Source organism: Rhodococcus sp. 14-2470-1b (genome assembly GCF_002259415.1).
GTDB lineage: Bacteria > Actinomycetota > Actinomycetes > Mycobacteriales > Mycobacteriaceae > Rhodococcoides.
On record NZ_NPFY01000028.1, the window covers coordinates 75,405 to 94,159 of the forward strand.

At 65.5% G+C, this 18,755-nt stretch carries 16 protein-coding genes; 8 read left to right on the forward strand and 8 right to left on the reverse strand.

What is annotated here, in order from left to right:
- Positions 1-34: 34 nt before the first annotated feature.
- Genes CH293_RS20495 through pcaH form a run of 6 tightly spaced genes read right to left on the reverse strand, consistent with a single transcriptional unit; the run spans position 35 to position 5,981 of the window.
- Positions 35-1,246 (reverse strand): acetyl-CoA C-acetyltransferase, encoded by a 1,212-nt coding sequence (locus CH293_RS20495; protein WP_094721345.1) that lies wholly within the window; start codon positions 1,244-1,246, stop codon positions 35-37.
- On the reverse strand, positions 1,239-2,069 hold the full coding sequence (locus CH293_RS20500; RefSeq protein WP_094721346.1) for an IclR family transcriptional regulator: 831 nt from the start codon (positions 2,067-2,069) through the stop codon (positions 1,239-1,241). The genes CH293_RS20495 and CH293_RS20500 overlap by 8 nt, the downstream gene beginning before the upstream one ends.
- The gene (gene pcaD, locus CH293_RS20505) at positions 2,066-3,238 is read right to left on the reverse strand and encodes a 3-oxoadipate enol-lactonase (protein ID WP_094721347.1); all 1,173 of its coding nucleotides are present in this window, start codon (positions 3,236-3,238) and stop codon (positions 2,066-2,068) included. Before pcaD ends, CH293_RS20500 begins: the two co-directional genes overlap by 4 nt.
- Positions 3,238-4,572, reverse strand: a complete 1,335-nt coding sequence (gene pcaB / locus CH293_RS20510; RefSeq protein WP_094721348.1) for a 3-carboxy-cis,cis-muconate cycloisomerase — start codon at positions 4,570-4,572, stop codon at positions 3,238-3,240. The genes pcaD and pcaB overlap by 1 nt, the downstream gene beginning before the upstream one ends.
- A gap of 16 nt (positions 4,573-4,588) precedes the next feature.
- The gene (pcaG, locus tag CH293_RS20515; protein WP_176460074.1) at positions 4,589-5,242 is read right to left on the reverse strand and encodes a protocatechuate 3,4-dioxygenase subunit alpha; all 654 of its coding nucleotides are present in this window, start codon (positions 5,240-5,242) and stop codon (positions 4,589-4,591) included.
- Positions 5,235-5,981, reverse strand: coding sequence for a protocatechuate 3,4-dioxygenase subunit beta (pcaH, locus tag CH293_RS20520; protein WP_037110272.1), 747 nt, complete (start codon positions 5,979-5,981; stop codon positions 5,235-5,237). The genes pcaG and pcaH overlap by 8 nt, the downstream gene beginning before the upstream one ends.
- 194 nt (positions 5,982-6,175) lie before the next feature.
- On the opposite strand from pcaH, the gene CH293_RS20525 reads away from it, so the two are divergent.
- Together CH293_RS20525 and CH293_RS20530 are read left to right on the forward strand one after the other, a co-directional pair.
- Positions 6,176-6,922, forward strand: a complete 747-nt coding sequence (locus tag CH293_RS20525) for a CoA transferase subunit A (RefSeq protein ID WP_037110348.1) — start codon at positions 6,176-6,178, stop codon at positions 6,920-6,922.
- Positions 6,919-7,557 carry a CoA transferase subunit B gene (locus CH293_RS20530; RefSeq protein ID WP_037110274.1) on the forward strand — a complete coding sequence of 213 codons (639 nt, stop codon included), beginning with the start codon at positions 6,919-6,921 and terminating at the stop codon, positions 7,555-7,557. Before CH293_RS20525 ends, CH293_RS20530 begins: the two co-directional genes overlap by 4 nt.
- Here CH293_RS20530 and fdhD read toward each other — a convergent pair.
- Together fdhD and malQ are read right to left on the reverse strand one after the other, a co-directional pair.
- Positions 7,547-8,371: a formate dehydrogenase accessory sulfurtransferase FdhD gene (fdhD, locus tag CH293_RS20535; protein ID WP_094721349.1), complete on the reverse strand. Its 825-nt coding sequence runs from the start codon at positions 8,369-8,371 to the stop codon at positions 7,547-7,549. The two genes, CH293_RS20530 and fdhD, sit on opposite strands and share 11 nt — an antisense overlap.
- A gap of 16 nt (positions 8,372-8,387) precedes the next feature.
- Positions 8,388-10,727 (reverse strand): 4-alpha-glucanotransferase, encoded by a 2,340-nt coding sequence (gene malQ, locus CH293_RS20540; protein ID WP_094721350.1) that lies wholly within the window; start codon positions 10,725-10,727, stop codon positions 8,388-8,390.
- A 158-nt stretch (positions 10,728-10,885) separates the two neighbouring features.
- Between malQ and CH293_RS20545 the strand changes: the two genes are divergently transcribed.
- The 6 genes from CH293_RS20545 to CH293_RS20570 all read left to right on the forward strand — a co-directional run bounded on the left by CH293_RS20545 (position 10,886) and on the right by CH293_RS20570 (position 18,722).
- Complete coding sequence (locus CH293_RS20545; protein ID WP_037110277.1) at positions 10,886-11,308, forward strand: anti-sigma factor; 423 nt, start codon at positions 10,886-10,888, stop codon at positions 11,306-11,308.
- Between the two features lie 74 nt (positions 11,309-11,382).
- Positions 11,383-12,090 carry a SigB/SigF/SigG family RNA polymerase sigma factor gene (locus CH293_RS20550; protein WP_230593920.1) on the forward strand — a complete coding sequence of 236 codons (708 nt, stop codon included), beginning with the start codon at positions 11,383-11,385 and terminating at the stop codon, positions 12,088-12,090.
- A 35-nt stretch (positions 12,091-12,125) separates the two neighbouring features.
- Entirely contained in the window at positions 12,126-14,153 is a 2,028-nt protein-coding gene (locus CH293_RS20555; RefSeq protein WP_176460075.1) for a prolyl oligopeptidase family serine peptidase, read from the forward strand.
- Positions 14,154-14,209: 56 nt separating this feature from the next.
- Positions 14,210-16,900 (forward strand): valine--tRNA ligase, encoded by a 2,691-nt coding sequence (locus CH293_RS20560; protein WP_094721352.1) that lies wholly within the window; start codon positions 14,210-14,212, stop codon positions 16,898-16,900.
- Entirely contained in the window at positions 16,900-18,330 is a 1,431-nt protein-coding gene (locus tag CH293_RS20565) for a folylpolyglutamate synthase/dihydrofolate synthase family protein (RefSeq protein ID WP_037110285.1), read from the forward strand. Before CH293_RS20560 ends, CH293_RS20565 begins: the two co-directional genes overlap by 1 nt.
- Positions 18,327-18,722, forward strand: coding sequence for a DUF4233 domain-containing protein (locus tag CH293_RS20570; RefSeq protein ID WP_020111666.1), 396 nt, complete (start codon positions 18,327-18,329; stop codon positions 18,720-18,722). The genes CH293_RS20565 and CH293_RS20570 overlap by 4 nt, the downstream gene beginning before the upstream one ends.
- Positions 18,723-18,755 lie beyond the last annotated feature (33 nt).

Sequence of the window (18,755 nt, forward strand, 5' to 3'; positions counted from 1 at the left end):
TGGGATGCACGGTGCATCCCACGTCCGAGAATGGTCAGCTCAGGCGTTCGAATACCGCGGCGAGGCCTTGACCGCCACCGATGCACATGGTTTCGAGGCCGTACCGCGCTTGTCGACGGTTCATTTCGCGCAGCAGTGTCGCGAGGATCCGTCCGCCGGTCGCGCCGACGGGGTGACCCAGCGAGATTCCCGAACCGTTGGGGTTGAGCCGGGGGTCGTCGGGCTCGATTCCCCAGGTGCGCAGCACCGCAAGAGTTTGTGCGGCGAACGCTTCGTTGAGTTCGACGACGTCCATGTCGGCGAGCGTGAGTCCGACGCGGCCGAGTGCCTTTTCGCTTGCGGGTACCGGTCCGATGCCCATGGTGCGCGGAGGCACGCCGGCCACGGCCCAGCTGACAAGTTTGGCTATCGGACGCAGGCCCAGTGCCGCAGCTTTCTCCGGTGTGGTGACGATGGCCAGCGCTGCCCCGTCGTTCTGCCCGCTGGCGTTGCCCGCGGTCACCGTCGAGTCGGGGTCGATCTTCCCGCGAATGGGGCGTAGTGCGGACAGCGTCTCGACATTGGTGTCCGCGCGGGGGTGCTCGTCGGTGTCGACCACCAGCGCATCACCTTTGCGCTGCGGTACCGAGACCCCGACGATCTCCTCGGCGAAGACACCGTTCTTCTGTGCGGCAACGGCCTTGTGATGCGACAGCACGGCGAGCTCGTCCTGGTCGTGTCGACTGATCGAGAACTCGGCACGAAGATTCTCGGCCGTTTCGATCATCCCTCCCGGTACCGGGAAGTTCTTGCCACCTGCGGTGACGCGTGCGCGTGCAAGTCGATCGGACAGCGCCACGGCTTCTGCTTTGACGCCCCAGCGCATCCCGGTCGCGTAGAACTCGGCCTGGCTCATGCTTTCGACGCCGCCCGCAAGGACGAGGTCGTTGCCACCGGACTGAACCTGCATGCATGCCTGAAGGACGGCCTGCAGTCCGGAGCCGCACCGGCGGTCGACCTGCTGACCGGGGACTTCGATTCCCAGCCCCGCGTCGAGCGCGGCAACTCGTCCGATCGCAGGGGCGTCACCGTTGGGCGATGCCTGACCGAGGATGACGTCGTCGACATCCGATCCCGAGATGCCGGTGCGGGCGACGAGTTCGGTGATGACGGTCGACGCGAGCGCTTCGGGTGTGATGTCGCGGAACACCCCGCCGAATCGGCCGATGGGGGTGCGGAGTGGTTCGCAGATTACGGCATCAGGCATGACGATTTCCTTTGTGGTCGGTCGATTGTGAATGCACGCGGTAGAGATCGGTTTCGATCGCAGCCGCTGCGCGCAACAGAGCGGGCAACAGATGTTCGCGCACGGCGTCCGCGCTGTGGCGGGCCGCTTGAGTGGACACGTTCGCAGCCGCCACGACCACCCCGGAGTGGTCTCGGACAGGGGCCGCGATGGATCGCAGGCCTTCCTCCAGCTCCTGGTCGACGAGGCAGTACCCCTGGGCGCGTACCGAATCGAGTTCTGCGCGCAGAGATGGGATGTCGGTGATGGTGCGGCCGGTGATCGGTCTCAGCTCCACCCGGTGCAGGTATGCGTCGAGCTTGTCCCTCGGCAGCCCGGCGAGCAGTACGCGACCCATCGACGTCGCGAATGCGGGGAAGCGAGTCCCGATGGTGATGGCGACGGTCATGATGCGGCTGACTGGAACACGTGCCACGTACACGACGTCGTCGCCGTCGAGTATCGATACCGACGACGATTCGCGGACCTGCTCGGCGAGTGCTTCGAGATGCGGTCCGGCGACGTCGGGCAACGACAGTGAAGACAGGTAGCTGTATCCCAACTCAAGTACACGGGGGGTGAGCCAGAACATGGAACCGTCGCTGCGCACATACCCGAGTTCGACGAGGGTGAGCAGGAAACGTCGCGCTGTCGCTCTGGTCAGGTCGGTGGTCTTCGCTACGTCCGTCAGCGTGCGTCGAGGATGCTCGGCATCGAACGCTCTGATCACCGCGAGTCCACGTGCGAGCGACTGCACGTAATCCGGTGACGGGCCTGGCTGCTCGCTCGGACCGGGCCGGGTCATGTCGCTTCCGATCCTCGGTGCTCGGCCAGTGCGGCGTTGGCCAGCGCGAACGCCGCATTGCTGTTCGGTACCCCCGCGTACACCGCGGTGTGGAGGAAGACTTCGGCCATCTCGTCAGCATCCAGTCCTGCGCGCAGTGCTGCCTTGATGTGCATGTCCAGCTCGTGCTGATTGCCGACGGCGGTCAGAATCGCGAGAGTCAGCAAACGCCGGGTGCGGTGGTCGAGGCCATCTCGGGCCCACACGTCGCCCCAGGCGGTCCGAGTGATGAAGTCCTGGAACGGCGCCGTGAACGCGGTTGTGCGCTGGATGCTGGCGTCGACATGTGCGTCGCCGAGTACCGCTCGCCGCACACTCGTTCCTGCTCGATGTGCCGCCGCACGGCCCGCGTCGTACGTGTCGCCGGCGATGTGGCGAACGATCAAACCGGTGATGATGCCCGCTTGTTCGACGTTCGCGAGATGCGCGGCGTCGGTAAGAACATGAAAGTCCGAGCGGGCGATACCGTCGGCAAGAATCTGCATGTCCGACGGTGTCGTCGCCGGGTCCTGCTCACCGGCGACCACCAGTGTAGGCACACTGATCCGTCCGAGATCTGCGCGGTTGTCCCACTGCGACAATGCTTCGCACGACGCGGCATATCCCTCGTCGGACGTCGACGAGATCATCTCCCTGTGGCGGGCCGCGAGTTCGCCGTCGCGTGCGATCAGTTCGGGAGTGAACCACCGCGAGAGCACGGCGTCCGCGAGCGAGTCGGTTCCTTTCTCGCGTACTGCTGCTGCGCGCTCTGTCCAGGACTGCGGCTCGCCGAATCGCGCAGACGTACAGAGCAGTGTGAGACCGACGACTCGCGCCGGGCGGTGGACGGCAATCCACTGCGCGATCGCCCCGCCGAGCGAGAGGCCGACCAGATGGACCCGGTCCCGGCCGAGTGAATCCATTACGGCCAGAACGTCTTCTGCCATCTCCCGTACCGAGTAGGGCCCCGGTGGAGTAGGTGACGAACCGTGACCGCGGAGGTCGACGGCGACGACGTCGGCGACGTGCACCAGACCCGAGATCTGCGGATCCCACATCGAGCGATCGGACCCGAGAGATCCGACCAGCACGACGGTGGTGCTGCAGTTCTCGGGGCCGTGTGCGAGGTCGTAGGACAGTTCGACGGTCATCATGCTCCTTCGTTTCGAGCTCGGACTCGGACCAGCACGCGATCGACGATGTCGCCGGCGTGGCCCAGATAGCCTGTCGGGTCGAGAAGTTCCCGTACGTCGGCAGGGGTGAGGAATGCAGTGATGCCGGAATCGGATTCGAGCGGCAGACCGGAAGCGCACGCCGCAGTGACGATGCTCCTCGCGTCGTCGGTGTGCGCTCCGAGTGCCGTGGTGACCCGTTCGGCCAACAGCACGCCGTGGGTGAGGGCGAGATTGCCGGCCATCGCTTCGGGGTTCGCGCGCAGACCGGACAAGCTCACTGCCAGCCGGTGTGCGGCGCCTGCAGTCAGCCGAAGCAAGTCCGTCAGCGTCTCCCATTCCGCATGCCAGGCGCCCGATGCACGTTGGTGATCGTGCGCCATCGCGGACAGGATCGTCGATACGAGGCCCGGCACGCGTATGGCAGCCGCACGTGCGGCGACGGCGGCGACGGGGTTCTGCTTGTGCGGCATGGCAGAAGAGCCGCCGGGGGCGGCTTCGGAGACCTCGGAGACCTCCGTGGATGCGAGAAGAGTGATGTCGAGCGCGGGTTTGCCGACGGCCCCCGCCACGATCCCGAGGGTCGACGCGATCTCGCCGATGCGAGTGCGGTCGGTATGCCAGGGGATGGTCTGCCGCGCGAGGCCCAACTGGTCGGCGAGCGAGTCGGCCACCTCCAGGCCGCAGGGGAACAAGGCCGCCGATGTGCCCGCGGCGCCGCCGAACTGGACCGACAGGGACGACTCGACTCGTGCCACATCTTCGTCGGCACGAAGGAGACCCGCAGTCCAGCTCGCGGCGACGGCCCCGAACGTTGTCGGAAGTGCTTGCTGTCCCAGCGTTCTCGCCACCGTCGGCGTGTCGCGATGGCGGCGAGCGAGATCGGCCCCGGCAGCGATGGCGTCGTCGAGGGACACACGGATGACGCCGAGGACGCGCTTGGTGAGGATCATCAGCGCCGTGTCGAGAATGTCCTGACTGGTCGCTCCGGGGTGTACTGCACTGCCGGGAACACCGTGCTCGGCCACAGCCGCGCGCAGCATCTTCACCAACGGGATGACCGGATTACCGCCCGCGACCGACAGTGCACCGAGATCCGCGGGGTCCACCGCGCCCGGTAGACCCAACTCCGACGCGACCTCGGTCACCTGTCGAGCATGGACGGAATCGACGACGCCGTGTTCGGCTGCGGCACGTGACAGAGCAGCCTCGGTGTGGAGCATCGCCGTCACCCAGGCCTGATCCGACACCAGTGCAGCAGCCTCGGCGGCACCGAACGTGGGATCGAACAGCGGTCCTCGCGTGGTGGTCATGACTCGCTTTCGTTCGTCACAGCTCGAAGAACGGGGTTTCGTCGCCGTTCGGGTCCTCGTCCTGAAGTACCACATTCAGGTGGTATCCGGTGGGGGTCGCCGTTGCCACGAGTTTCGCCGCCTGGCGATCGTTCAACTGCGAGAGCACCGGATCCGACGCGTTGGCTTCGGTTTCGTCGGGAAAGTAGAGGCGGGTGACGAGACGCTCGAGTACACCGCGAGCAAAGATGCCGATGTCGATGTGCGGGGCTTCGACGAGATCGTTCTCGGCTGGAAGGGCGCCGGGTTTGACGGTGTGGATCGTTGCGGTGCCGGTGTGGTCCGCGACGGCACGGCCGAACCCGCGGAAGCCCGCGGGGGTCGCTGACCGACGGCCTCGTGGGTCGTCGGCGTGATCGAACCGACCGGACGCATCCGCTTGCCACGTCTCGATCATCGCGTCGGCCAGCGGTGTGCGATGGCCGTCGACGACGGTCACCGAGATGTCCACGGCCCCTTCGGTACCCACCGGGACCACGTCGGGGCCGTCCGGCCAGGGCAATCCGATGTGCAGGTAAGGGCCGACGGTCTGAGACGGTGTTTGTCCGAACGGAACCGTCGTGAAGTTGCTGCCCGGCGCGACCGGGTATCGAGGCGACAGGATGCCGCTCTCGGACACGGGCTCAGTCATCGTGGTCGTCCCCTTCGAACGGAGTTGCATTTCGCCCACGAAGAACGATGTCGAATCGGTATCCCAGTGCCCAATTGTCCTGCGTAGCTTCGTAATCGAACACGCTGATCATGCGTGCTCGTGCGTCTTCGGGTGCCGAGTTGAAGATCGGGTCCTGGAAGAACATCGGATCGTCCGGAAAATACATCTGCGTGACGAGACGCTGGGTGAACGCCTGGCCGAACAGTGAGAAGTGGATATGCGCCGGGCGCCATGCATTGTGGTGGTTGCCCCATGGGTAGGCGCCCGGTCTGATCGTGGTGAAGCGGTAGTTGCCTGCCGTGTCGGTCATCACTCGACCGACCCCGTCGAAATGGGGGTCGAGCGGGGCAGGCCAGGTGTCGCCGGCGTGACGGTACCTTCCGCCTGCGTTGGCCTGCCAGACCTCGACGAGAGTGTTGGGCACGGCCTTTCCGTCGCTGTCGAGCACTCTGCCGTGCACGATGATGCGTTGTCCCTGCGCTTCGCCGCCGTTGGCGAGGGTCAGGTCGGCGTCGGCGGCCGTGACCCGTCCCTCTCCGAGGACCGGTCCGGTGATCTCGGTGAGTCGCTGGGGCAGCAGGACGAGCGGTTGTTTGGGGTGACGCAGCGCGGTGGTGCGGTACTCGGCGAAATCACGTGGCGCGTTGACGCCCGTCTGGTCGCGGTACGGGCCCGCTGGGTCGGCGGTGATCGAGTGGTTCGGCGGTAGATGAAGCATCGATGTTCCTCACGGGAGAGGTTCGTGACGGTGTAGCACGCGAAGCTGCACATGTTCGCCATGTGGACTGTCGGTCGCTATGCGAACGATCCTAGACCGTAGATAGTGGGCTGGACAACAAAATACCCCGAAAAAGTTCGCATCGTGGCGAGGTGTTCACAGTGCGCACAAGTTTCGGTATGGTCGGCGGCATGATGGACAAAGTGGTGGCGAGCGCCGCCGAGGCCGTGGCCGACATGCCGAACGGAGCCTCCGTTGCAGTCGGGGGGTTCGGTCTGGTCGGGGTCCCGGAAATCTTGATCGACGCCGTACTGAAGCAAGGAGCAACCGACCTCGAGGTCGTCAGCAACAACTGCGGTACCGACGGTTTCGGTCTCGGGATCCTGCTGGAGAAACGTCGTATCCGTCGAACGATCAGTTCCTACGTCGGCTCCAACAAGGAGTTCGCTCGTCAGTATCTGGCCGGGGAACTCGAGGTCGAACTGACCCCGCAGGGAACGCTGGCGGAGCGGATGCGCGCCGGGGGAGCGGGCATCCCGGCATTCTTCACGCCCGCGGGCGTCGGAACGCAGGTCGCCGACGGCGGTCTGCCGCTGCGATACGACGGCAGCGGCGGTATCGCGGTCGCGAGCCCGCCGAAGGAAACACGCGAGTTCGACGGCGTCACCTACGTCATGGAACGCGGCATCGCCGCCGACTACGCATTGGTGCACGCGTGGAAAGGTGACCGGCACGGCAATCTCGTGTTCCATGCGAGCGCCCGAAACTTCAATCCTCCGGCAGCTGCGTCGGGACGGATCACCATCGCGCAGGTCGAGCACCTCGTCGAGCCGGGAGAGATTGCCCCGGACGACGTCCATACTCCTGGAATCCACGTTCAACGAGTGGTCCACGTCGGACCGGTAACCGTAGGAATCGAGCAGCGGACGGTGCGATCATGACTTCCCCGAAACTCTCACGTGAGCAGATGGCTGCGCGAGTGGCGCAAGAGCTGAACGACGGTGAATACGTCAACCTCGGTATCGGAATGCCCACGCTCGTGCCGAACTACCTGCCTACCGACATCACGGTGATCCTTCACTCCGAGAACGGCGTTCTCGGAGTCGGTCCGTACCCGACCGAGGACGAGCTCGATCCCGAGATCATCAATGCGGGCAAGGAGACCATCACCGTTCTCCCCGGTGCGTCGTACTTCGATTCGTCGCAATCCTTCGGAATGATCCGGGGAGGTCAGGTGGACGTAGCCGTCCTCGGCGCCATGCAGGTCAGTGCCACAGGCGATCTCGCGAACTGGATGATTCCCGGCCACATGGTCAAAGGTATGGGCGGCGCGATGGACCTGGTGCACGGCGCTCGCCGCGTCATCGTCATGATGGAGCACGTGTCCAAGAAGGGTGAGCCGAAGATTCTCGAATCCTGCACACTGCCGCTCACCGGTGTCGGATGCGTTCAGCGGATCATCACCGACATGGCCGTCCTCGACGTGACCACCGATGGTTTGAGGCTCGTCGAGACGGCCCCCGGAATTACCGAGGACGACGTTCGCGCGGCGACGGGAGCAACCCTCAGCGTGTGACGCGGTGCGTGTGCGAGTACAGGTTCATGTTCTCGCCGCGCAGAAACCCCACAACGGTCAAACCCGACTCGTCGGCGAGGTCCACTGCGAGTGACGACGGCGCCGACACGGCGGCGAGGACGGGTATTCCCGCCATCACCGCCTTCTGCGCGAGTTCGAACGAAGCACGGCCGCTCACCATCAACACCGTGCCTCCGGCTGGGATGCGATCCTGCGACGCAGCCCAGCCGACGATCTTGTCCACCGCGTTGTGACGGCCGACGTCCTCGCGCAGCGCGAGCATGGTGCCGTCCGCGTCGAACAGACCGGCCGCGTGCAGTCCGCCGGTGGAGTCGAACACCTTCTGGGACTCGCGCAAGGTGCCGGGCATCGTGGCCAGGACGGATGCTTCGACGCGGACGTCGTCGCCGGCGGGGGAGAAACGGCTCTTCAGTCGGACCGCGTCGAGCGACCCCTTGCCGCACACGCCGCACGACGACGTGGTGTAAAAGTTGCGTTCCACCCCGGGTTCGGGCGGTGCGACCCCGGCGGCAAGTGTGACGTCGAGGACGTTGTAGGTGTTCTGGCCCTCGTCGTCGACACCGTCGCAGTACCGGGCGACCGCGATGTCGTCACGGCCGGAGATGACGCCTTCGGTCAGCAGAAATCCGTGCGCGAGTTCTACATCGTGGCCAGGGGTGCGCATCGTCACCGCGAGAGCGGACCCGTTCACCCTGATCTCGAGCGGTTCCTCCACGACGAGGGTGTCGGGACGGGATGACTCGTGTGAGCCGCGAATCCGGACGACCGGACGGCGGGCAGTTATGCGTCCCATGAATCGATTATGCGCCTCACTCGCGAAGCGCCTGAACCAGTGACGCCAGCCTGGGGTGATCGACCAGATCGTCCACCCAGACCGCCTTGCCCCTGTGATCGGCGAGAGGGATACGCCAATTCCGGTACTGCGTTTCGTCGGTGCCGGGTTGATTCTGAATCCGATTCTCGCCCACGAGATCCACGAGCGCTATTCCGAGCAGGGTCGACGGACTGCGGCGAATCAGCCGGTAGAGGGCTTCCACCGTCTCCTTCTCCGACGCATCCGTGGCAAGAAGTCCTCGGGTCCGCGCGAGATCGAGTACCGCTTCCCTCCCGGCGGCGTCCTGTTCGATCTCGGCGTCCAGCTCGCGTTCGAGCAACCCGAGACGCGAGCGGAGTGCAATATGTTCGCCGCGTAGGTATCCCACCGTCGGCGGCAGGTCGTGCGTGGTCACCGTCGTCAGGCAGAGTTCGCGGTATTCCTCGGGCGGGATGGGGGCCTCACCGTCGTTCTCGAACCACAGGATCGAGGTGCCGAAGAGTCCTCGGCTGCCCAGATACTCCTGCACTCGCGGCTCGAACACCCCGAGATCTTCGCCGACGACGACGGCCCCGGCCCGCTCGGCTTCGAGCACGAGGATTCCGATCAACGCTTCGTGGTCGTACTCGACGTACGCCCCGTCCGCGGCGCTGGACGACTCCTCCGGGATCCACCACAGTCGGAACAGGCCGAGGATGTGGTCCACTCGAATACCGCCCGCGTGCCGGAGCACCGTCCGCAGCATGTCCCGATACGGTCCGTACGCCCGCTCTTCGAGCTCGTCGGGATTCCACGGTGGTTGGTTCCAGTTCTGTCCCTGCTGATTGAAGTTGTCCGGCGGTGCGCCGACGGTCACTCCCGTGGTCAAGGCCGATCCCAAGGTCCAGGCATCCGCCCCTTGACGGTGCACGCCGACGGCCAGGTCGTGCATGATCCCGATGTCCATTCCCGCGGCCGTCGCGGTGCGCTGCGCGCGTGCCAGCTGCTGATCGCAGATCCACTGAAGCCACTTGTGGAACAGGATCTTCTCGGCGGCAGTCGTGCGAAACTCCGACGAGAACGAGGTTCCCGGATGCGCAGCCTTGTCCGTCCACACAGCGTGCTCGGGGCCGTACTTCTCCGCGAGCGCGCACCAGAGGGCGAAGTCGTCGAGGCCGCTTCCTTCGCGCTCGCAGAACGCGTCGAACTCGGCCTGCCGGGCCGCGGATCGAGGAACCGCGAAGATTCTCTTGGCCGATTTCAGTTTGGCCCGAAACGACGGGTCGCGATCGATGCGGCCCGTTCGCTTGTTGGCCCTCGCGAACGACCGAGCGGCTTCCCTGACCTTCGCGTACTGATCCTTAGGTAGGTACGCAGTCTCCGGAATGTCCTCGATTCGGATGTACATCGGATCGAAGAAGCGTCGAGTAGTGGGGAGATAGGGCGACGCCTCGACAGGGGGAACCGGTCTCTGCGCGTGCAGCGGATTGACCAGGACGTAATCGAAATCGTGGTAGCGGCCGGTGATGGACGCGAGGTCGGCGAGATCGCCGTAGTCCCCGACACCCCAGGATCGATCGGATCGGAGCGAGTACAACTGCGTCATCGATCCGAGCCGCTGCGTGAACCCAGCATCGTTCCTGCCGGCTCCACTCGCGGTTTCTGGGTCGTTCCTGCCGGCTCCACTCGCGGTTTCTGGGTCGTTCCTGCCGGCTCCACTCGCGGTTTCTGGGTCGTTCCTGCCGGCTCCACTCCCGCTCTTTGGGTCGTTCCTGCCGGCTCCACTCCCGCCTCGGCCGAGAAGGGCGTCGTTGGGCGACAGCCGACGCGGTGTCGTCACGACCACGCAGCTGGCAGTCCGCGGGTCGCGGCCGTCCGCCGCGCTGACCGCCACCACGGTGTGCCAGCCGAGTGGGAGGTCGGCGGGTATCTCGAAGGTCGCTCGCCCGACGAGTGATCCGTCGATCTCGCGGGGCTCCACCCACACCTGGAGCTGGTCGAGCGATCTGCGCTCTCCGAACTCCGTCTCGAGGTGCACGTCCACCGGATCACCGTGTGGAACGTGTACGGCGATCGTCACGTCGCCGTCGCCTTCCACGGTGACGACGACAGGAGGAAGCATGCGACGCCACGGCAACTCGTCGACGTCGGCCATCGCCTGTCGGACCTCCGCCTCGTCGGACGCCGAGATCCCGCGCGCAGCGAGGATTCTGCGAAGTGTGTCCTCGGATACCTCGTGCTCTCCACGGTCCCAGCCTCGGTAGGCGGTCGACACTCCACACTCACGGGCAAGGTCGCGCAGCAGCGCTGTGTAGGTCACGTTCTCGATCGTGCCAGCATCCACGGCCGTCGTCATGTTCGAAACGCACTGCACGTTCACTGCGGGATCTCGCAGGATTGAACGAGACGGCCCCGGGTACTCTGGTCGCGGCGCGCACTCGAGCTGTGTGGCCTCTATGTTCAGCCCGAGGGAAACGACAGCGATTGTTGCGAAACGATGGATAGGGAGCGCGAATGACTGGCGTCGGCAAGATCGAAGAGCTGGAACGAAATTCCGGCGCACCGGTCGAGCTGAGGGTGGTCGCGGACGCCGATCAGCTTCCGGTGGTGCGCGCGGTAGCCGAAACACTTGCGGTACTGGGTGACTTCACCCTCGACGACATCGCCGACATCAAGCTCGTCGTCGACGAGGTGTGTTCGGAGCTGATCTCCGGGGCGCTGCCGGGCGCGGAACTGTCGTGTTCGTTTCTCGTCAGCGACAGCGGCATCCGAATCTCCACGACCTCGGTGGTGGACTCCGACCGCATCCCGCGAGGAGACAGCTTCGGCTGGCACGTACTTCAGACTCTCACCGACTCGATCTCGCTTGCTGCGTCCTCGGTCGAGGGTGGCTCGTCGGTGGTAGTCGACGTGGTCAAGCGGAGGAGTAGCTCCTAGTGCCCGTGCCGTACGAAAAATCTACGCGGCGTCAGTCGGACGACTACAGCGAAGTCGTACCTCTCATCCAGCAGATGCAAGCGATGGAGGACTCTCCTCAGAAGCAAGTGCTCCGCGACCGCATCATCACTCGCTGCCTTCCGCTCGCCGAGCACATAGCCCGGCGTTTCGGAGGTCGAGGCGAAGCGCACGAGGATCTGCTCCAAGTCGCCAGACTGGGCTTGGTCAATGCCGTCGACAGATTCGACATCGAACGCGGATCCGACTTCGTCTCCTTCGCCGTCCCCACGATCATGGGTGAGGCTCGACGCTACTTCCGCGACGCGGGATGGTCGGTTCGTGTGCCACGGCGCATGAAGGAACTCAACTCGATGATCTCCGGCGCCGTCGGCACGCTGTCGCAGAAGCTGGGGCGAGCCCCGACCGCGAGTGAAATCGCCGCGGAACTGGACATCGACGTCAAGGAAGCGACGCAGGCCCTGCTTGCGCGCAGTGCCTATCAGACCGTCTCCGTCGACTCCGTCGTCAGCGACGACCGCCTTCCGTTGATGGACACGTTGGGCTCCAACGATCCCGAGCTCGAGAAGATGGAAAGTTACCTGACTGTCCGGCCCGCGCTGGAGAAACTGCCGGAGCGTGAGCGGCAGATCGTGATCCTGCGGTTCTTCGGGTCCATGACGCAGACGCAGATCGCCGAGCGGATGGGCATCTCGCAGATGCATGTCTCACGCATCCTGGCCCGGACTCTCACTCAGCTGAGGGAAGAGCTCGGACCGAGGTGATCTCACGCATGCCCGGTCCGTAACATCGGCCGGGCATGCCTGGACTTCGATCACCGAGGAGAGCGCCCGTGTCACAGCGACCGACCGGAATCTTCGACGACCTGGATCGGTACGTCACCGAACCACGGGTCACCGATCTCGCCGTCGCACGCGACGGTCGTCGCGTCGTGGTCACGGTCTCGCGGCCCGACTCCGCCGGGGCGAAGTACGTCGGTGCCCTCTGGGAGGTCGACGCGACCGGCGAGTCCGACGCGCGGCGCCTCACCTGGAACGACGACGGCGCGAGCGGACCGGCGTTCACCGCCTCGGGTGATCTCCTGTTCACTCGTCGGGCGTCGAAGGACGACGAATCGTCGGCGATATGGTCCCTGCCTTCCGGCGGAGGTGAAGCGCACGTCGTCGCTGCCCGCGGCGCCGGTTTCTCCGGCGTCGTCACGGCGACGGCCGCACCGGCGTTCGTGGCGGTCTCCGGCGTACACCCGTCGGCTCGAACCGACGCCGACGACGATCGAATCCGGTTGTTGCGCAAGGACGGCAAGATCGACGCTGTCCTGCACTCCGGTTACCCGGTGCGGTACTGGGACCACGACCTGGGCCCGGCAACGCCGCACCTGTTCGCCTCCGAGGACGGCTCGTCAGTGCGTCTACTCACCGACGCGGCGGCCGGGGCGCTGCAGGAAGCGTCCTACGACATCAGTTCCGACGGAACATTTCTGGTGTCGACGTGGACGATCGCCGGGGCCCTCGCGACGTCGCGCACCGTCCTGATCCGTATCGACCTCGACACGGGGGAGCGGCGAATCATCGTCGACGACAGTGACGCCGACCTGTCGTCGCCTGCTGTCTCCCCGGACGGTACGAAGGTCGCGTTCGTGCGCGAGTCTCTGTCGACCCCGGAGGACGCGCCTCGAGTGTCGTTGCACGAGTACGCCTTCGCCGACGGAACCGTGACCGAATCCGCACCCGGGTGGGACCTGTGGCCGTCGGAACCCGTGTGGCTCGCCGACGGTAGCGGCCTTCTCGTCGTCGCCGACGAGAACGGACGAGCGCCGATCTTCCTGGTGTCGGGTGGCGAAGTGCGCCGGGTGACCGACACCGATTCCGCTTACACCCACGTCCATGCCGCCGCAAACGGCGTCGCGTTCGCGTTGGAGGCGTCGTATCTCGAACCACCGCATGCGGTGCGCGTCGACGTCGCGACGGGCGGGATCACCCGCCTGCGCACGGGACTGGACGCGCCGGACCTGCCCGGGACTCTGACCGAGATCGAGACCACCGCGGACGACGGCCACCGGGTCCGTGGTTACGTTGCACTTCCGCACGGCGTGTCCGACACCGAGAAGGCCCCACTCCTGCTGTGGGTGCACGGAGGACCCCTCGGATCGTGGAACACATGGTCGTGGCGGTGGAACCCGTGGCTGCTCGTCGCTCGGGGATACGCGGTCCTGCTTCCGGATCCGGCTCTGTCGACGGGCTACGGCCACGAGTTCGTGCAACGAGGCTGGGGACGATGGGGCAAGGAGCCCTTCACCGACCTCATGGCGATCACGGACGCAGCCACCTCGCGCCCCGATATCGACGAGACCAGAACCGCTGCGATGGGCGGTTCCTTCGGCGGATACATGGCCAACTGGATCGCCGGTCACACCGACAGGTTCGACGCCATCGTGACCCATGCGAGCCTGTGGGCGCTCGACCAGTTCGGTCCCACCACCGACGTCGCGTACTACTGGCAGCGCGAGATGTCCCCGGAGATGGCCGTCGAGAACTCGCCGCACCTGTTCGTCGCGGACATCTCCACACCGATGCTCGTGATCCACGGGGACAAGGACTATCGAGTGCCCGTCGGTGAAGGGCTGCGCCTGTGGTACGAACTGCTCAGCGAGTCCGGACTGCCTGCCGACGACGAAGGCAGGACCGATCACCGTCTGCTGTACTTCCCGTCCGAGAACCACTGGGTTCTCACGCCCCAGCACGCCAAGATCTGGTACGAGGTGGTCACGGCGTTCCTGGCGGACCACGTGCTGGGTGAGCGAATCGAGCTTCCCGAGACGTTGGGGTGAAAGGGCGCGTGGGAGCGCCCCGGCGCGACCACTAGAATCGTCGGGTGACCAGTTCAGTGCCTGAGACCCCAGACAACGCAGCGGGGCAAGACGACAGCCCGCGGAGCAACCCGAGCGAGGCGTTGCCCAAGAGTTGGAACCCGGGTGAGGTCGAGGCCGAGCTGTATCAGGGGTGGGTCGACGCCGGGTACTTCGAGGCCGACCCGAGCACCGACAAGCCTGCCTACTCGATCGTTCTGCCGCCACCGAACGTGACCGGCAGCCTGCACATGGGCCACGCGCTCGATCACACGTTGATGGACGCGCTCAGTCGTCGCAAGCGGATGCTCGGCTACGAGGTGCTGTGGCTGCCGGGCATGGACCACGCCGGTATCGCCACGCAGACCATCGTCGAGAAGCAACTCGCGGCCGACGGCAAGACCAAGGAAGAGTTCGGTCGCGAACTGTTCGTCGACAAGGTTTGGGACTGGAAGCGCGAATCAGGCGGAACCATCCTCGGCCAGATGCGGCGCATCGGTGACGGTGTCGACTGGAACCGCGAACGATTCACGATGGACGACGGCCTGTCCGAGGCCGTGCAGACCATCTTCAAGCGCATGTACGACGACGGCTTGATCTACCGGGCCGAACGTCTCGTCAACTGGTCTCCGGTGCTGCAGACGGCGATCTCCGACATCGAGGTCAAGTTCGAGGACGTCGAGGGTGAACTCGTGTCGCTGCGGTACGGCTCGCTGAACGACGACGAACCGCACGTGATCGTGGCGACCACTCGTGTCGAGACGATGCTGGGCGACACCGCGGTGGCCGTCCACCCGGAGGACGAGCGGTACAAGCACCTCGTCGGCACGACGCTGCCGCACCCGTTCAGCGGCCGGGACATCCCGATCATCGCCGACGATTACGTTGATCCCGAATTCGGTACCGGCGCGGTCAAGATCACGCCCGCGCACGATCCCAACGACTTCGAGATGGGGCTGAGGCACAACCTGCCGATGCCGACCATCATGGACAAGACCGGCCGAATCGCCGACACCGGTACGCAATTCGACGGTCTCGACCGGTTCGAAGCCCGGGTGAAGGTGCGCGAGGCATTGGCCGAGCAGGGTCGTGTCGTCGCCGAGAAGCGGCCCTACCTCCACAGTGTCGGACACTCCGAACGCAGTGGTGAATCCATCGAACCGCGCCTGTCCCTGCAGTGGTGGGTCAAGGTCGACGGCTTGGCGAAAGCGGCAGGCGACGCAGTCCGCAACGGCGACACGGTCATTCACCCCGCAAGCCAGGAACCGCGCTGGTTCGCCTGGGTCGACAACATGCACGACTGGTGCATCTCCCGTCAACTGTGGTGGGGTCATCGCATCCCGATCTGGTACGGCCCCGACGGCGAGACCGTGTGCCTGGGCCCGGGTGAGACCGCCCCCGAAGGCTGGGTGCAGGACCCGGACGTTCTCGACACCTGGTTCTCGTCCGGCCTCTGGCCGTTCTCGACGATGGGATGGCCGGACGAGACCGCCGACCTGGCCAAGTTCTATCCGACGAGCGTGCTGGTCACCGGCTACGACATTCTGTTCTTCTGGGTCGCTCGCATGATGATGTTCGGCACCTACGTCTCCGGCGACGCGTCGGTGAATGCAGGCGCAGAGCCGGGCAACGTTCCGTTCAAGGACGTCTTCCTGCACGGTCTCGTCCGGGACCAGTTCGGCAAGAAGATGTCCAAGTCCCGCGGCAACGGAATCGACCCGCTGGACTGGGTGGACCGTTTCGGTGCGGATGCACTGCGCTTCACGCTTGCACGAGGCGCCAATCCCGGGGCCGACCTGTCGGTGGGCGAGGACCATGCGCAGTCCTCGCGCAACTTCGCCAACAAGCTCTTCAACGCGACGAAATTCGCACTGATTAACGGTGCTGCGCCCGCCGAGTTGCCGTCTCGTACCGACCTCACCGACGCCGACCGTTGGATTCTCGATCGGCTCGAGCAGGTCCGCGGCGAGGTCGACGCCGCGTTCGAGCGGTACGAGTTCAGCAAGGCATGCGAGGCGCTGTACCACTTCGCGTGGGACGAGGTCTGCGACTGGTACCTCGAGATCGCGAAGGTGCAGTTCGCGGACACCGCGCATGCGGAGTCGACGCGAGGCGTGCTCGGCAACGTGCTCGACGCCGTGCTGCGTCTGCTCCATCCGGTCGTGCCCTTCGTGACGGAGACGTTGTGGAAGGTGCTCACCGGCCGCGAGTCCGTCGTGATCGCATCGTGGCCGACCGACAGCGGAGTGGACGTCGATCCGGTTGCCGCACGGCGTATCTCGGACATGCAGAAGCTGATCACCGAGGTTCGCCGGTTCCGGAGCGACCAGGGACTGAAGCCGTCGCAGAAGGTCGCGGCAAGGATCGTCGGCGTCGAGGACGCCGACATCACCGACCAGGTGGCCGCCACCCGGTCGTTGGCCAAGCTGACCGAACCTGACGAGAGCTTCAGCGCGACCGCCTCCGTCGAGGTCCGGCTTTCGCAGGCGACGGTCACCGTGGAGCTCGACACGTCGGGAACGGTCGACCTGGTCGCCGAACGGGCGCGTTTGGTCAAGGATCTCGCAGCCGCGGAGAAGGAACTCGCCCAGACCACCGCGAAACTGGGCAACGAGGCGTTCCTCGCCAAGGCGCCGGATGCCGTCGTCGACAAGATCCGTACCCGGCAGCAGATCGCCACCGAAGAGATTGCGCGCATCTCGGCGCGACTCGAAACGACGGGTGAGTAGTGACCGAATTCGATCAGCCCGCGAGCCAGGGCGACCCAGGGCCAGTCGATCTCGCCGAGTTGGCTCTCGTCGAGGCCGAGCTCGACAAGCGCTGGCCCGAGACGAAGATCGAGCCGAGCACCGCGAGGATCGCGGCGCTGATGGACCTTCTGGGCTCGCCGCAGAAGGCGTACCCGTCCATCCACGTCGCGGGGACGAACGGGAAGACGTCGGTCACCCGGATGATCGACGCATTGCTGACGCACTTCCATCGGCGCACCGGTCGGACGACGAGCCCTCACCTGCAGGTGGCCACGGAACGTATCAGTATCGACGGCGCACCGATCTCGCCGCGTCTCTACGTCGACACCTACAACGAGATCGCACCTTTCGTGGAGATGATCGACGCGCAGTCGCAGGCTGCCGGTGGTCCGAGGATGAGCAAGTTCGAGGTGACCACCGCGATGGCGTTCGCCGCATTCGCGGAGGCACCCGTCGAGGTCGCCGTCGTGGAAGTCGGACTGGGCGGCCGGTGGGATGCGACCAACGTCGTCGACGGTGAAGTCGCCGTCATCACCCCGATCGACTTGGACCACACCGAGTTTCTCGGCTCCGACCTCGCGGGAATCGCGGGGGAGAAGGCCGGCATCATCAAGAAGGCACCGGAACGGTTGGTGCCGAGGGACACGGTCGTGGTCGTCGCCGAACAGAAGCCGGAGGCTCTCGACGTCGTCCTGCGCGCTGCAGTCGAGGCGGATGCAGCCGTGGCCCGTCAAGGGTCGGAGTTCCGTGTACTCGCCCGCCGGATCGCCGTCGGCGGTCAACAGCTCGAACTGCAAGGCCTCGGAGGCGTCTACACCGACGTCTTTCTTCCCCTGCACGGCGAACACCAAGCGCACAACGCATCCCTCGCCCTGGCCGCAGTGGAAGCGTTCTTCGGGGCAGGCGCGGACAGGCAGCTCGATGTCGAGATCGTCCGCGCGGCCTTCGGTTCCATCGTGAACCCCGGACGGCTCGAGCGGGTGCGCAACGCACCGACGGTCTTCCTCGACGCAGCGCACAATCCGCACGGTGTGCGCGCACTCGCCGCCACGCTGGCGGACGAGTTCGACTTCCGCAAGCTGGTGGGTGTCGTCAGCGTCATGGGCGACAAGGACGTCGATGCGATGTTGACGGCTCTCGAGCCCGTGTTCGACGAGATCGTCGTCACCCACAACGGTTCGCCTCGCGCAATGGACGTGGAAGAACTCGCCAACATCGCCGTCGCCAAATTCGGTGACGAACGTGTGGTGGTGTCGCCGACCCTGGCCGACGCGTTGGAAACCGCCATCGGCCTGGCCGAAGAGGTCGCCGACCCAGGGGAGGCAGTGTCCGGGGCGGGCGTCGTCGTCACCGGTTCGGTCGTGACCGCAGGTGCCGCCAGAACCCTGTTCGGAAAGGAACCGGTATGACCGAGGCGACCGGTGGATTCAAACCGCCCACCAACGATCCGTGGAAGGGCTTCCGGGGAGTCTGCGCGGGAACCCTGATCCTCGAAATGATCGTGATCCTGCTGGCACTGCCGGTGGTCGCGACGGTCGGAGGCGGGCTCACGTGGTTCTCGACGCTCTACATCGTCGGACTCGCCGTCCTGATGATTCTCGCGAGCGGGATGCAGCGTCGCCCGCAGGGGATGCAGATCAACCTCGTTCTGCAGGTTCTCGTCATCCTCGGAGTGTTCATCCACCTGTCGATCGGCATCGTCGGGCTGATTTTCGCAGCAGTGTGGGCCTACCTGCTCTATCTGCGCCGAGACATCACGCGCAGAATCGAACGCGGAATGCTGTACGGCCAACGGGACTGACGGCCCGTCGGCGGGAAGACGACGCTGAAGGTC

Bases quoted from the DNA above. Each gene is read 5' to 3' on its own strand.
- pcaG (WP_176460074.1), bottom strand. From the start codon at position 5,242: ATGACTGAGCCCGTGTCCGAGAGCGGCATCCTGTCGCCTCGATACCCG.
- CH293_RS20530 (WP_037110274.1), top strand. From the start codon at position 6,919: ATGACTTCCCCGAAACTCTCACGTGAGCAGATGGCTGCGCGAGTGGCG.
- malQ (WP_094721350.1), bottom strand. From the start codon at position 10,727: ATGACGACGGCCGTGGATGCTGGCACGATCGAGAACGTGACCTACACA.
- CH293_RS20495 (WP_094721345.1), bottom strand. From the start codon at position 1,246: ATGCCTGATGCCGTAATCTGCGAACCACTCCGCACCCCCATCGGCCGA.
- CH293_RS20525 (WP_037110348.1), top strand. From the start codon at position 6,176: ATGGACAAAGTGGTGGCGAGCGCCGCCGAGGCCGTGGCCGACATGCCG.
- CH293_RS20570 (WP_020111666.1), top strand. From the start codon at position 18,327: ATGACCGAGGCGACCGGTGGATTCAAACCGCCCACCAACGATCCGTGG.
- CH293_RS20500 (WP_094721346.1), bottom strand. From the start codon at position 2,069: ATGACCCGGCCCGGTCCGAGCGAGCAGCCAGGCCCGTCACCGGATTAC.
- CH293_RS20550 (WP_230593920.1), top strand. From the start codon at position 11,383: ATGCAAGCGATGGAGGACTCTCCTCAGAAGCAAGTGCTCCGCGACCGC.
- fdhD (WP_094721349.1), bottom strand. From the start codon at position 8,371: ATGGGACGCATAACTGCCCGCCGTCCGGTCGTCCGGATTCGCGGCTCA.
- pcaH (WP_037110272.1), bottom strand. From the start codon at position 5,981: ATGCTTCATCTACCGCCGAACCACTCGATCACCGCCGACCCAGCGGGC.
- pcaB (WP_094721348.1), bottom strand. From the start codon at position 4,572: ATGACCACCACGCGAGGACCGCTGTTCGATCCCACGTTCGGTGCCGCC.
- pcaD (WP_094721347.1), bottom strand. From the start codon at position 3,238: ATGACCGTCGAACTGTCCTACGACCTCGCACACGGCCCCGAGAACTGC.
- CH293_RS20555 (WP_176460075.1), top strand. From the start codon at position 12,126: ATGCCTGGACTTCGATCACCGAGGAGAGCGCCCGTGTCACAGCGACCG.
- CH293_RS20545 (WP_037110277.1), top strand. From the start codon at position 10,886: ATGACTGGCGTCGGCAAGATCGAAGAGCTGGAACGAAATTCCGGCGCA.